Consider the following 14,422-nt stretch of genomic DNA (forward strand, 5'->3'; position numbering starts at 1 on the left):
AAATTAACTTATACCGGCCAAAACGGCCGATCCTATATATCATTCATAAATAGAAAGGTGAGAGAGCTATGGATTTCAATAAACTTACTCAAAAGCTGCAGGAAGCAGTGGCTGCGGCGCAGTCGCTTGCTTCAGACAGCGGACATCAGGAGATCGATAATCTCCATCTGCTAAAAGCATTACTTCAGCAGCAAGAAGGCTTGCTGCCAAGACTGCTGCAAAAGATGAATGTTCCCGTAGCTGAGATGCTGCGCAGCACGGATGAACTGCTTGGGCGTAAGCCGAGCATCAGCGGGTCAGGAGCAAGCACGGTACGGCGGTATGCCTCGCAATCGCTGATCCATCTGCTGGAGCAGGCGGAGAAGGAAGCGGCGAAGATGCAGGATGAGTTTGTCTCTGTGGAGCATGCTGTGCTGGCCATGGTGTCGGATTCGAGCAGGGACAATCGTGAGCTGCGTGATCTTTTTGTCAGTCGTGGCCTAACACGCGAGAAGCTGATGTCTATACTTGCGGAGATTCGCGGGCATCAGCGTGTAACGAGTCGGGAGCCAGAGGCTACTTATGAGGTGCTGGAGAAATACGGACGTGATCTGGTAGCAGAGGTTCGTGCAGGCAAGATCGATCCAGTCATCGGGCGTGACGCAGAAATACGCCGCGTGATCCGAATTCTGTCCCGTAAAACGAAGAATAACCCTGTTCTCATCGGTGAGCCAGGTGTAGGGAAAACGGCAATTGTAGAAGGCTTGGCTCACCGGATTGTACGCAAAGACGTCCCGGAGGGTCTGAAGGATAAGACGATTTTCTCGCTGGATATGAGTTCCCTCGTAGCAGGCGCGAAGTTCCGAGGTGAATTCGAGGAACGCTTGCAGGCGGTGCTTAGGGAAGTTCGTGAAAGTAACGGCCGAATTATTCTTTTTATTGATGAGCTGCACACGATTGTAGGCGCAGGTAAAACTGAAGGCTCGATGGATGCTGGCAATATGCTGAAGCCGATGCTGGCTCGGGGTGAGCTGCACTGTATCGGTGCCACAACGCTCGATGAATACCGTAAGTATATTGAGAAGGACCCTGCGCTGGAGCGCCGTTTCCAACAGGTGCTGGTCAGCGAACCGGATGTAGAAGATACGATCTCCATTCTACGCGGTCTGAAGGAACGGTTCGAAGTCCATCATGGAGTCAAAATCCATGACAGCGCCCTCGTAGCTGCAGGAGTATTGTCTAACCGCTACATTACGGATCGTTTTTTGCCGGATAAAGCGATCGACTTAGTGGATGAAGCTTGCGCCATGATTCGTACAGAGATTGACTCTATGCCGGGTGAAATGGATGAAGTGACCCGTCGTCTGATGCAGATGGAGATTGAAGAAGCGGCACTTAAAAAGGAAACTGATGACGCCAGCAAACGCCGTCTGGAAATCTTACAACGTGAGCTCGCCGATCTTAAGGAGAAGCAGCTTGGGATGACGGCGCGTTGGGAGAAGGAGAAGTCAGCGATTCAAGGCATCCGCGACCTCAAAAAACGGCTGGAGCAAGCCCGGAAGGATTTGATCGATGCGCAGGAGGAATATGATCTTAATAAATCTGCCGAACTGAGCTATGGCATTATTCCTGATCTTGAGCGGCAATTGAAAGCGGCTGAAGAAGCGGCTCAGCAGGATCAGGATACTAGATTATTGCGTGAAGCTGTAACCGAGGAGGAAATCGCAGATATTGTATCGCGCTGGACGGGTGTGCCGGTTAGCCGGCTGGTTGAAGGCGAACGGGATAAGCTGCTACGTCTGGAAGAAACGCTGCATGAACGAGTTGTGGGCCAAGATGAAGCTGTCAGCTTGGTGGCTGACGCCGTACTTCGGGCAAGAGCTGGGATCAAAGATCCAAATCGGCCGATCGGTTCTTTCCTATTCCTCGGCCCGACTGGCGTAGGGAAGACGGAACTGGCTAAATCACTCGCGGTCTCGCTCTTTGATCGCGAAGATGGCATGTTCCGTATTGATATGTCGGAGTATATGGAGAAGCACAGTGTTTCTCGTCTGGTCGGAGCACCTCCTGGATATGTTGGATATGAGGAGGGCGGCCAACTAACAGAAGCGGTACGGCGACAGCCATATACAGTAGTGCTGCTCGATGAAGTGGAGAAGGCGCATCCTGATGTATTTAATATTCTACTGCAGCTGCTTGATGATGGGCGGCTGACCGATTCGCAGGGCCGGATGGTCGACTTCAAGAACACGATCATTATCATGACCTCAAATATCGGCTCACCACATCTGATTCAAGGCACCGATGAGAAGGGCCAGCTTACGGAGGCGGCTAAGGACAGAGTAATGAAGGAACTAAGTGGACATTTCCGTCCGGAGTTTCTGAACCGGGTTGATGATATTGTGATGTTCAAGCCTTTGACCCTGGGCGAGATCGAGAAGATCGTGGACAAACTGGTAGACGGATTGCGTTTACGCCTTGATGAACGGGAGATTGGTCTTCAATTAACTGAACCGGCGGTACGTTTTATCGCTAAGGAAGGTTTTGATCCAGTGTATGGGGCTAGACCGCTGAAACGCTTTATCCAGCGTAGTTTGGAGACCCGTGTGGCCCGTGCGATCATTGCTGGCGAAGCTGCAGAAGGTTCAGTGATTCAAGTAGATGAATCTGGCGGTGACCTGACAGTTACCATCATGAAGCCAGTAGGCGATGAACCACAGCGTGCTGAATAAGAGGTTCGTACGATGTAAAAATATAAGGCATCCACAAAGCCGTTAAGGTTTTGTGGACGCCCTTTTTATTAGTACACTCACTCCACCCAAGGTATTAAATGGGGGTGTTCATCCAGAATGGACAAGTATTGCTCCTTCCAGCCGTATTGGCCATCGGGATCAAGGAGCATGTAACGCAGATATTTTTCTAAACGGAATTCTGCCTTCGACCAACCTAAATGCTTGAGTCGTAAGTTGCTTAGCTGGTGGGGAAGCTCGAAAATATTTTCCGGAAATCGCCCACAGTGCTGTGGGGATTCATTCCATACATAGTTGAAGTCTTCTTTATAGCGAAGCAAAAAAGGACGGTAATTCAAATGAGAGCGCCAGTAAATATCTTCTCTGTAATGGGTGGCGTTCCATAAATCGTAGAGACGGAAGCAGAATAGATCGACCTCGTCAGCGTACAGTAACGTTTCAATATTTGCAGCAAAACTGGGTTCAAAGATTTCGTCTGCATCCAGACTCAGAATCCACTCAGGATTCGTCTTCAGAACCTCTTCCCACTGCTGCTTTCGCAGCTCAATTTCATTGCTGAATTTGGATATGGTATTGTGCACGAGATGAACGGGAATGCCTTCAAGGGCTTCCAAACAGATAGCTGCTGAATTATCCGTGCTGCCATCATTAATAATGACGGCCTCATCGATGTATTTGCGATGCTCCTCCAGAACCTGTCGCAGAAAGCGTCCACTTTCATTTTTCACAACCATAGTGAGGGTTAGCTTGGGCCGCTTTTTGGCTAGAGGGATTGTTTCCTTGGAACTTTCATTGTCTGTATTGTCTGTAATGTCTGTATTGGTTAGATTGTCTGGTGTGGATGTCGGCTCTGTCGATATAGGCACATCATCCGCAGATAAATTGCTCTCTGCATCAGTGGAGTCAGCTTTGGTCTCCGTTGTTTCTTTGATAAAATCGTCAACTTTGCTCAAATCACTGTCTCTATACAAGTGTAGCGCCGGATAATGGGTGTCGACAAACAGGGGAATGCCAAGGGCTGCGGCACGAATGCAGAAATGGCGGTCTTCTCCCCAATAAGAAATGTTGCGAATTTGATTGTAGCTAACCCCGGCTTTTATCGCATGCTGACTAATTAATGTACAAGCCCCGAGTCCGCCCACTTCATAAATTCCGGGATTCCGCATCTTAGCTATGAATTCATGAAATCTGCGATTGATCTCCTCTGGTTGCAGTTTTTCGCCGGGCAGTAACTCCCATTGATTGTATTCGTCGTGCATCCATACCTGCGGCTGAAACATAGTTCCTGGCTGCCACTGTGTCCAGAATACCTCTGAAATAATATCCTTGTTCGTACCTATGAGATGTCTGAGAGTGTCGGGATGGAGAATGAGATCGGAGTCAATCAGAAATAAATAGTCATAATTCAGGGTCTGGGCACGGTTGATCATGAGATTCTTAAAGTTGGCTACTTTCCAGACTAAATCGGTACTCCAGAAGTGGGTAGTATCATTGCGAATATACGCATCATGAAAGCCGGAGCTCTGAAGATAAATATGATCACCCATGCTTTTGAATTCCTGGAGTAGTCGGGTTGATTCCTCATCATCATTATCATCTATCAGATGAAAATCTAGCTCAATATTGGCTACATTCAGACGAAGCAAGGAATTCAGAAATTCTTTTAAAACCGTAGGCTTCTGGTGGATCGGACTGCCGATCAATACACGAATCTTGGTTTCCGTCATTGCCGCCTCCTTGAGGGATGCTCCCTCTTTCCTTGGATGTATCCGTATATTCTCAATATATTTACAGGGGAGCGGCAATAATCCTTATTTTTCAAAGTTCTGTAAAGTAAATGAGTGTTAGATATATTAATTCGTAACAATCTGCTGTACAATAACCGAATAATTAGATACAGATGCCAACATGAACCGCAGAGGATGAGAGCAATGGGTAAATCACCGCTAAAAGTACAGGAGTTAATCAATCGAATATTAGGCATGAATCCTAGTGCGGATGTGTTCTGGTATGATGCAAATGGTGGTAGAATTATCGATTTCCTCAATATTACATTAATGTGAAATGCTATCCATTGTAATTCCTAGTATTCCGATATACAATATAAAAAACACAAGCAACGCAGAATACAGATTACGGGGGAGAAACTTATGCGTAGAGGATTATCTGGAGTTATTACTTTGATTTTGTTAACATTTTTGATTAGTGCGTGCTCCGGAGGGAACACCGCCACTTCCACAAATACAAATCAAACACCTGCTACTAATGATGGAACGACAACAAGTACTGAGCCAAAAGATGGAGGCAACTTGATTATTGGGGTCGCTGCTGATCCTGTTATTCTAAATCCGAACTATGCGGGTGACCGTGTCAGTCTTACGATTGACCAAGCGCTCTATGCTCCACTGTTCCAAGTAAATGATGGTAAGAAGACCTTCTACTTGGCAGACAGCCTGACACTGTCAGAAGATAACCTGACTTATACTTTGAAGCTTAAAGATGGTCTTACATGGCATGACGGAGAAAAGCTTACTGCTGACGATGTCGTGTTCACGATTGATAGCATCCTCGATGAGAAACAAAACAGCATGTTGAGAGCGAACTTATTCATCGGTGATAAACCCATTAAAGCCGTTAAAGTGGATGATCTGACCGTAGAGTTCAAGCTTCCACAAGTGAGCCCAGCTTTTGAAGCTACATTAGTGCAAGTATTCCCGATTCCAAAGCATATTTTTGAGAATGAGACGGATCTAGAGAAAAGCACCAAGAATGCTGCTCCGGTCGGATCTGGCCCATTCAAATTTAAAGAATACAAACCAGGCGAATATGTTACACTCGAGAGATTTGATAACTACTTCGGCGGCAAGCCACATCTTGATTCCGTAACATACCGGATTGCTAAAGATACGAATGCTGCAAATCTCGCACTTCAGAACGGTGAGATCAATATTAAATATCTAGATCCACAGGATGTTGGTACGATTGAGGCTTCGAATAATTTCGAAATCCTTCCTTATAGTGAAGGTCGATTGTCCTACCTGTTGTTCAATGCGAACAGCGATAGAGGCGCTCTTGCTAAAAAAGAAGTTCGACAAGCTTTGTCTCTAGCACTAAGTCGTGATGAAATCATTCAGGCTGCTTATACCTCTAACGAGTATGCAGACCCGGCGAAGTCATTCTTGACTCCGGATGCATTGTTCTATACTAATGATGTACCTTCTTTCGATAATGATGTGGAAAAAGCGAAAGAGCTTCTGCAATCGGCTGGGGTTAGCGATCTGAAATTGAGATTGATTGTATCGAGCGGTAATAAAGCTCAGGAAGCCATTTCACTATACGTGCAACAAAAGCTAAAGGCCATTGGCGCTGAAGTTGAACTGCAAAATATGGATGCCTCGGCATATGGTCAGAAGTTCAGCGATATGAACTCAACAGATTTTGAACTTGCGATTGCAGGTTATATTATGGGTTACGATCCTGATGCTTACAGAATTTTGTATACTTCTACTGCTGACTCCAACTACACGCATTATAATAATGCTGAGGTTGATAAGCTGTTCAATGAAGGTGCAGGAGAAGCAGATGTGACTAAACGTGGTGAGATCTACAAGAAGATCCAAGAGATCATTGCTGACGATGCACCGATTTATCCAATTGCTAATACTAAGACTATTGTAGCTGTCTCCAAGAACTACGGCGGTCTTGAAGAAGCGGTCTTGAAGCCTGTCGTTATTTTTGAAGATTTATCGAAAATCTACCTTAAATAAAAACGGGAAAAAGTAAGCTGGATTATCCAGCTTACTTTTTTACCGATACAGAACTGGGAGAATAAAACGTATGAGACAACTTATCGTCCGAAGATTACTGCAAACCCTGCCGATGTTATTTTTTGTTTCGGTTGTGTGCTTTGCGATGATTAAGCTGGCTCCGGGGGATCCGGTCTTATCTTTCGTTACGCCGAATATGCACGCAGATGATATTGAGCGCATCCGGCATAACCTTGGGCTGGATAAGCCAGCCTACATTCAATATTTAATCTGGATTAAAGAAATACTGCAGGGGAATTTCGGTTATTCCCTAGTGAATCATCAGCCAGTATTGGATCAAATTCTTGAACGCCTACCTGCAACCGCTGGTTTAATGGGTTCTGCAATCGGTCTTGCTGTTTTGCTGGCGATTCCACTCGGTCTTATTGCCGGGGCAAACCGGAACCGCTGGGTGGATAAGCTGATTAATTTCTTATCCTATGTTGGAATATCTGTGCCTTTGTTTTGGCTTGCCATTTTACTGATGTACTTATTCGCGATTAAGCTGCACCTGCTTCCTATTATGGGGATGCGAACGATTGGTGTGGAATCGGCGTTTGATGTATTCAAGCATGGTATCCTGCCTTGTACTGTGCTTGCTTTTGGATTCCTCGCAGGTTATGTGCGATACATTCGCTCTAGTACCATTGGACAGCTAAAAGAAGAGTACGTGCAGATTCAATATGCTTTTGGATCTAACAAGACAACGATTTTGTTCCGTCATGTAATGAAGCATGTGTTGCTTCCTGTAATTACATTGCTCGGGATGTCTATGGGTGATCTGGTGGCAGGTGCAATTGTAACAGAAACGGTATTTTCATGGCCGGGTATTGGCTCTTTGGGGATGACTGCAGTAAAAGGGATGGATTACCCCGTGATTATGGGAATTACTCTATTCTCCTCTTTAATGCTGATCATCGGCAATCTGGTCGCGGATATTCTATATAGCTTCGTGGACCCACGAATTAAATTAACGAGGTGACCTCATGAATCGCAGTAAATGGAAAAGTGTTGGAGATGAGCTATTTACGAATAAATTGGGCGTCCTTGCCCTCATTACTTTATTCATCTTCACACTAGGCTCTATATTTGCCTTTTTATCTGGACATGATCCGAATGCGATGGATGTTCTGGCACGTCTGAAATCGCCGGGAGCCGATCACTGGTTCGGCACGGATGACTATGGCCGGGATTATTTTGCCCGCGCATTATATGGCGGCCGGGTATCCCTGCTAGTTGGCTTTGCTTCAATGATCATTGCTACAGGCATAGGTGTGACGGTGGGCGTAATCAGCGGATTCTTTGGCGGATGGGTTGATAATCTTCTCATGCGGATGCTTGATGTAGTACTGTCCATTCCATCTTTCTTAGTTCTGCTGCTGCTTAGCGTATTTTTGAAGCCGAGTGTAGGGAATATCATCATTATTATTGCACTATTAATGTGGATGAATATCGCCCGTGTCATTCGGGCGGAGACGATGACGATCAAAGAACGGGAATATGTACTCTATGCAAAAGCCTCCGGTCAGAGCAACTTCGGAATTATTTGGCGTCATATTCTTCCGGGTCTAGTGCCTGTTGTCATTGTAGGTGCGACGAATAACATCGCTTCGGCAATTATGATGGAGTCGTCCCTAAGTTTCCTTGGGTTTGGGGTACAACCTCCAAATGCCACTTGGGGCAGTATGCTTAACAATGCGCAGGGATATATCGCTCAAGCGCCATATCTGGCTTTGTTCCCTGGATTACTGATACTATTAACGGTACTGAGCTTTAATGTTTTAGGCGATATTTTGCGGGTAGGCTTTGAACCGAAGCTGATCCGAAGATAGGAGTGTGAAGACATCATGACGGAACGGCTATTATCTGTTGAGGATTTGAAGGTTTCCTTCCAGACTCGAGACGGAGAGAACCAAGCAGTTCGCGGCGTTAGCTTTCATATAGATGCTGGTGAAACGGTAGGAATCGTTGGTGAATCTGGTAGTGGGAAGAGTGTGACTGCCAAGGCGATTATGTCGTTGATTACACCACCGGGTAAAATTATCGGTGGAAATATCAATTTCCGTGGTGAGAATTTATCGAACCTTTCGGAAAAAGAGTGGAGAAAGCTGCGCGGTAACCGCATAGCAATGGTGTTTCAGGATCCCATGACCTCTCTTAATCCTGTAAAAAAAATCGGCCAGCAGCTTACGGAGGTCATCCGTCGGCATCGCGGTTTAAATAAGCAAGAAGCACTTAAAGAGGCGGCAAGCATCCTGCGTCAGGTAGGTATTAATAATCCTGAACAGCGGCTGCAGCAATATCCGCATGAGTTCAGCGGCGGGATGCGCCAGCGGGTCATGATTGCCATGGCTCTTTCTTGCCAGCCAGAGTTATTGATTGCAGATGAGCCAACCACTGCGCTCGATGTAACGATACAGGCACAAATTCTCGATCTTTTTAAAGAGTTGAAAAACAATACCAGTACCGCTGTAGCGCTCATTACCCATGACTTGGGTGTGGTAGCTCAGGTATGTACACGGGTTATCGTTATGTATGGTGGACTCGTGATGGAGGAAGGCACGGTGGAGGATATTTTTTACCGCCCGCAGCATCCTTATACGAAAGGTCTGCTTCGCTCGATTCCAAAACGTGACGGTAAGTCGCGTGAACGACTTGTTCCTATTGAAGGTACACCGCCGGATTTGCTGAATCCACCTTCTGGATGTCCTTTTATGGAACGTTGCCCTAATGCTTTTGCCCGCTGTAGTGAGCGTCCTCCGGTCATCGAATTATCGCCTGGTCATCGTTCGATGTGCTGGCTGGCAGACGGTGCGCAGGAGACTCCAGCCGTAGCTGGTGTTGAAGGGAGCGGTTCGGTTGAGTGATAATAAGATTCTAGTGGACGTAAATAATCTCAAGAAACATTTCTCTAAAGGTAAGGATATATGGGGGCGCGATACATCTGTGCTTAAGGCGGTAGATGGTGTAAGCTTTCAGATTCGTCAAGGGGAGACCTTTGGACTGGTTGGAGAGTCAGGAAGCGGCAAGTCCACGGTTGGACGCTGCTTGTTGCGGTTATATGACTATACCGACGGTGAAGTGTCTTTTGACGGGCAGCCGCTTAGCAAGCTTGGAGAGAAGCAGCTAAAACCTTTTCGCAGACGCATTCAATCGATCTTTCAAGATCCCTATTCATCCCTTAATCCAAGCCTGAATGTACTTGATCTGATCAGCGAGCCTATGAAAATCCATGGGGTCCACGAAGGCGACGAACGTGTAGAAGCGGTTGCGGCACTACTGGATAAGGTGGGTTTAAAAAGAGAGCATCTTTATCGCTTCCCTCATGAATTCAGCGGTGGGCAGCGTCAACGGATTTCGATCGCTCGAGCATTATCTGTGAAACCTGAGTTTGTAGTGTGTGATGAACCGATTTCAGCGCTGGATGTATCTGTTCAGGCACAGGTAGTGAATATGCTGGAGGATTTGCAGTCCGAATTTGGGTTGACCTACCTCTTTGTTGCGCATGATCTGTCGATGGTACGTCATATTTCGGACCGGATTGGTGTGATGTATGGCGGTCGTCTAGTAGAGGTAGCCGAAAGTGATGAACTGTACGAGAATCCTATTCATCCTTATACAAAGGCATTGCTGTCTTCCATTTTGGAGACGGACCCTAGACGGGCTAATCAAAGAATTATTTTAGACGGATATTCGGCAGAGTACGGCAGAGCTGAGACTTCTACATTGCAGGAAGTTAGTCCGGGCCATTATGTTGCCTATGATTTCACGGAATAAGTAGAATCTATATACAGGTACGGGAGGAATCAGGATGTCAGAGAATTTGAACCGAGTAAAGTTATCCCAGTGGGATGCGTTATTGGTAGAGTCACTTCGCTCTTCAGGCTGGTCCAATGAGGATATTCTTCGTAAAGTGGCAGAGGGCGATTTGCCCGTTGACGAGAGTGAATACGAATTTGATTATAAGCAGTTGACCGCTTTGCAAGCGGAGCAGCCAGAACTGTTCGAGCAAGCGGTGAAGACTGGCTATCAGATTAAATACAACACGATCCGCGGCATTCGTAGCTGGATATGGGTTGCTCTTGGTAAAGAGGGAGAGCTGGAGCTTGAAGAGGGTAAAGAAGCGGTAGAAGCGGCTTTGACTGTGGCTGAGAAGGAACGTCTGGCATCTGTATTATCTTTTGGTTGGCAGATCGAAAGCGGGACGAAGTCAGCAGATGGAGACACTTCAGTCTACCGGATTTCCCCGATTGCACACTAAGCTGAATAACTACAATAAAAAAACGATTGTTGCGAGGGAGGACTCCCAGTGCACAATCGTTTTTTTTCTGTGAAAATTTAATATACATTTACCGCTGGATAAGCAACCTCATATTGCGCAGCGTCAACCCAGGTTCCTGTTTTAAAATCTCTGCCCCGGATAAGTACTTTATCGCTATAGACTTCCACATAGAAGCCTTGGCTGCCCGTCTTATGCTTATCTTCGTTTGTCCAAAGGTAGGCGACGGAAGCAGCATTAAACATCGTTGTGGACGAGCTTGGGGAAGAGAATTACTTCGCAGATAAGAGAAGGTCCTAGACCGTCTACAATTACACATAAATGTACATAATTAAGTATATAGCTCTCCATATGAAGGAGGTGTTCCTTAAGCCAGTTGAGACTTAGGGATCGCCTCCTATTTTTATGATAAGAAACAAAATAAGAAGAAAATGTAACCAAAAGTAGGTGGAACTGTCACCAAATATGTAGTTACATAGTGAATAAGATTTCTTTATTAAGGAGATTCAGAGATTGCATACGAAAAAATATATAATACTTTTAGTCATCGTTCTGCTAATAAGTCTTGTTGCTATTTTCAACAATCAACGTGAACCTTCGATATTGACCATAAATGTAAACGGTCAAATCATTAAGACAGTAGCTACTTATCCGGGCTCACCTGATGAGCTAATGATTCCCAAGGCTGCTGCCGAACGGGCCCTTAACATGCATATTGACTGGCAGAAGCAGGGGCCGCTTCCGAAAGGTATCTACTATAAAGACCATGTAGCTGTGCTGATGTACCATCATCTGTCAGAGAAGCCAATGCCGCAGTTTCCTTGGATTTTATCGGCTGATCGGTTTGATGATCAAATGAACCTGCTGAAGCAGGAAGGGTTTCATGTGATTACGATGGAACAATATCGAGAATTTATGCTAAATGGCGGTACGGTTCCAGACAATGCGGTGCTGCTGACTTTTGATGATGGATATGAGAGTTTTTATGAGCTGGCCTTTCCTATTCTGAAAAAATACGGGTATACGGCAGTGAATTTCGTTATAGTCTCTACGATTGACCACCCAGATCCGAATAGTGTGCCGAAACTCAACTGGGAGCAGATGCGTGAAATGAAGCGTGACGGGATGGGGTTCTATAGTCATACGTACGATTTACACCATTATGGTATCGTGGATGCTGAAGGTGGGGGACGGCCTGCCGCTAGTGCCTTGTTATATATCGACGATGAAAATAGGAATGAAATGAATACGGAGTACTATAGCAGAGTTACTCGTGATTTGGCCAAGGCGGAGCAAAGGCTGAAGGAAGAACTGGGAAATACCGATTCAGCGATTGCCTTTCCTTACGGATCTTACAATGACCGGTTGCTATCCGCATGTGATTCACTCGGAATTTCGCTGACATTTAAAATCCAGGATGGAATAAATGCGAGAACGGACCGGAATGCCTCCCGAATCAACGGGGGAAGCCAGAATCTAACCGCAGTCCAAACCCTTGAGCAGATCAAACATATAGATTCGCCTATGGAATTAACCCTGAATAGTCAAAAAGTAGCACTGATAGGAAGTGCACCCGAAATGAGGAAAGGGACCTTAATGGTTCCGTTTATGCAATTATGCAAGGATCTAAATATTGATCTCAATTACGATCAGAAGCGTCGAACCGTTAAGTTAATGCGTACAACGGGAGGTACATAAACGAATAAGGAAATGTATGGAATGGATATCATCTTTCCCTACGATCATTAGGGGTTTACAAAAAGTGAGAAATTTCGCCAATTTGGGCGAATCACTAGTTGCTATAAGTGAATTCCTTACTGTAGACTATAAATAGAGTACTAATTGGTAGGTGAATGGAGAGAACAGATGGAAGTATTTAAGCGTTATTACGCGAATTTAACGGTCCGGCGTTTTTTTATTTTGGGGCTGGTTGCCCTGCTGCTATTCAGTATTAGAGATATGCTTAATTTAGTACTGTTAACATTTTTGATTGCTTATGTAATGAACAGCTTTCAAGTGCTGCTCACGAAGCGGATCAATAAATATGTTGCAGTCAACAGTAAAGTCATTATTATTATGTTGTATTTAGCTCTGATTGCTCTGATCGTAGTGACTTTAGTGAATTATTTACCGAAGGTCTTTACTCAGATTAAGCAGTTAACCAATTTTCTGACCAGTTTAACCCCTGCAAACATTCCACAAAACGAAATTGCGCAGTATTTATTTGCCCAGCTTAAGGATTTGAACTATCAATCTTATGTGAAAGATGGTCTTGAGTACGTCCTGAAAATAAGTAATTGGGGCACCAGCTTCGTATTATCCACCATTCTGAGCTTTGTCTTTATCCTTGAGAAGAACAGAATTGTCAGTTTCACTGCCCGTCTTAAAGAGAGCAAAATTTCCTGGTTCTATGTTGAGCTTGAGTATTTCGGCAGAAAATTCATCTCATCTTTTGGTAAAGTGATTGAAGCGCAAATTCTGATCGCGCTGTTTAATACATGCTTTACTGTGATTGGACTTTGGATCTTAGGCTTTCCGTATCTATTCGCCTTATCGATTATGATCTTCCTGCTTAGTTTGATTCCAGTTGTAGGCTTTGTGATCTCCTTAATACCGCTTTGTATTATTGGTTACAACATCGGTGGCATAGCAATGACGATATATGTATTGGTTATGATCGCCATACTACATTTTATCGAAGGTTACTTCTTAAATCCAAAACTGATGTCATCCAAAATGAATCTGCCTATGTTCTACACCTTTATCGTACTTCTCTTCTCTGAGCACTATATGGGTGTATGGGGTCTAATTCTCGGTATTCCAATTTTTGTATTCTTCCTGGATATACTGGAGATCACTAGGGATAACAAGATAGAGACTTAGGAATTGAGTTAAATAGCATCGAAAATACAAAGAGGGTGATCCGATAGCCATTCAATGGCTTCGGATCACCCTCTTTATTTTGGCGCGGAGAAATGTTGTACGGCCACTGTATGTATCTTCCTTAGCCGAAAGAAGTGAGAACACTCTCCGTAACGATGTCCCTCAGCTCCGCCTTGTGTGCTGCATACTGCTCAGCCGTAATACTTCCGGAAGCCAGCCGTGAATCTAGCTGTTCCGTTAGCTGAGCTACTTGTAGATTGATCACATCTTCAATATCCGTGTTTTGTTCTATTGCAATATCTTGAAGTGACTTACCGTCATATAAGGCATCATACAAATCTTCATCTGTGGGCTGGTTAAGTGCTTTCAACAATAATTCGTCTTTATCCGCAGCTTTTACGGTGGACCATTGTGCAGGCGAACTTGCGTTAGCAGTAAGGCTGCTCCAAGCATTTCCAAAAGACATCACTATAACTACGGTTCCTACTATAATCACTCTTTTTATATCCATTAGAGTCCTCTTTTCTTATTTTACAAATAACATTTTATGGTTTCTGTTGAAAGTGTCTGTGATGGTTGTGGTTTAACTTGCTTCTATTATAACCCGGAAAGCTGAGCTGAAGCTTAAACAATATTTAAGATAACCTAAAGATTTAACATTGGAATAATATAGCGATAATACACCGGATGTATACTTTCCAGATGATCTCCAATGTATATTTATG

General features: G+C 44.9%; 13 protein-coding genes. 10 read left to right on the forward strand and 3 right to left on the reverse strand.

What is annotated here, in order from left to right:
* Positions 1–68: 68 nt before the first annotated feature.
* The gene (gene clpB, locus ACN6MV_RS01470; RefSeq protein ID WP_419885565.1) at positions 69–2,711 is read left to right on the forward strand and encodes an ATP-dependent chaperone ClpB; all 2,643 of its coding nucleotides are present in this window, start codon (positions 69–71) and stop codon (positions 2,709–2,711) included.
* A gap of 77 nt (positions 2,712–2,788) precedes the next feature.
* On the opposite strand, the gene ACN6MV_RS01475 is transcribed toward clpB, so the two are convergent.
* Positions 2,789–4,456 carry a glycosyltransferase family 2 protein gene (locus ACN6MV_RS01475; RefSeq protein ID WP_419885566.1) on the reverse strand — a complete coding sequence of 556 codons (1,668 nt, stop codon included), beginning with the start codon at positions 4,454–4,456 and terminating at the stop codon, positions 2,789–2,791.
* Positions 4,457–4,660: 204 nt separating this feature from the next.
* Here ACN6MV_RS01475 and ACN6MV_RS01480 point away from each other — a divergent pair, with 204 nt between their 5' ends.
* The 7 genes from ACN6MV_RS01480 to ACN6MV_RS01510 all read left to right on the forward strand — a co-directional run bounded on the left by ACN6MV_RS01480 (position 4,661) and on the right by ACN6MV_RS01510 (position 10,796).
* Complete coding sequence (locus ACN6MV_RS01480; RefSeq protein WP_283936234.1) at positions 4,661–4,792, forward strand: hypothetical protein; 132 nt, start codon at positions 4,661–4,663, stop codon at positions 4,790–4,792.
* Positions 4,793–4,879: 87 nt separating this feature from the next.
* Positions 4,880–6,496, forward strand: coding sequence for an ABC transporter substrate-binding protein (locus ACN6MV_RS01485; RefSeq protein WP_419885567.1), 1,617 nt, complete (start codon positions 4,880–4,882; stop codon positions 6,494–6,496).
* Between the two features lie 70 nt (positions 6,497–6,566).
* Positions 6,567–7,517, forward strand: coding sequence for an ABC transporter permease (locus tag ACN6MV_RS01490; protein WP_042123467.1), 951 nt, complete (start codon positions 6,567–6,569; stop codon positions 7,515–7,517).
* A gap of 4 nt (positions 7,518–7,521) precedes the next feature.
* On the forward strand, positions 7,522–8,367 hold the full coding sequence (locus tag ACN6MV_RS01495) for an ABC transporter permease (protein WP_419885568.1): 846 nt from the start codon (positions 7,522–7,524) through the stop codon (positions 8,365–8,367).
* Between the two features lie 15 nt (positions 8,368–8,382).
* The gene (locus tag ACN6MV_RS01500) at positions 8,383–9,402 is read left to right on the forward strand and encodes an ABC transporter ATP-binding protein (RefSeq protein ID WP_042123470.1); all 1,020 of its coding nucleotides are present in this window, start codon (positions 8,383–8,385) and stop codon (positions 9,400–9,402) included.
* Entirely contained in the window at positions 9,395–10,312 is a 918-nt protein-coding gene (locus tag ACN6MV_RS01505; protein ID WP_375104533.1) for an ABC transporter ATP-binding protein, read from the forward strand. Before ACN6MV_RS01500 ends, ACN6MV_RS01505 begins: the two co-directional genes overlap by 8 nt.
* Before the next feature lie 34 nt (positions 10,313–10,346).
* Positions 10,347–10,796 (forward strand): hypothetical protein, encoded by a 450-nt coding sequence (locus ACN6MV_RS01510; protein WP_419885569.1) that lies wholly within the window; start codon positions 10,347–10,349, stop codon positions 10,794–10,796.
* A 77-nt stretch (positions 10,797–10,873) separates the two neighbouring features.
* Here ACN6MV_RS01510 and ACN6MV_RS01515 read toward each other — a convergent pair whose 3' ends face one another.
* Positions 10,874–11,059, reverse strand: coding sequence for a hypothetical protein (locus ACN6MV_RS01515; RefSeq protein WP_339288843.1), 186 nt, complete (start codon positions 11,057–11,059; stop codon positions 10,874–10,876).
* A 268-nt stretch (positions 11,060–11,327) separates the two neighbouring features.
* Here ACN6MV_RS01515 and ACN6MV_RS01520 point away from each other — a divergent pair, with 268 nt between their 5' ends.
* Both ACN6MV_RS01520 and ACN6MV_RS01525 read left to right on the forward strand, forming a co-directional pair.
* Positions 11,328–12,512, forward strand: coding sequence for a polysaccharide deacetylase family protein (locus ACN6MV_RS01520; protein ID WP_052414421.1), 1,185 nt, complete (start codon positions 11,328–11,330; stop codon positions 12,510–12,512).
* 168 nt (positions 12,513–12,680) lie between these two features.
* Positions 12,681–13,697 carry an AI-2E family transporter gene (locus ACN6MV_RS01525; protein ID WP_042123478.1) on the forward strand — a complete coding sequence of 339 codons (1,017 nt, stop codon included), beginning with the start codon at positions 12,681–12,683 and terminating at the stop codon, positions 13,695–13,697.
* 121 nt (positions 13,698–13,818) lie between these two features.
* On the opposite strand, the gene ACN6MV_RS01530 is transcribed toward ACN6MV_RS01525, so the two are convergent.
* Positions 13,819–14,208 carry a hypothetical protein gene (locus ACN6MV_RS01530; RefSeq protein WP_042123480.1) on the reverse strand — a complete coding sequence of 130 codons (390 nt, stop codon included), beginning with the start codon at positions 14,206–14,208 and terminating at the stop codon, positions 13,819–13,821.
* Between the last annotated feature and the right edge of the window lie 214 nt (positions 14,209–14,422).

The organism is Paenibacillus sp. B-A-8, assembly GCF_048572915.1.
In the GTDB taxonomy this organism is placed as follows: domain Bacteria; phylum Bacillota; class Bacilli; order Paenibacillales; family Paenibacillaceae; genus Paenibacillus_AQ.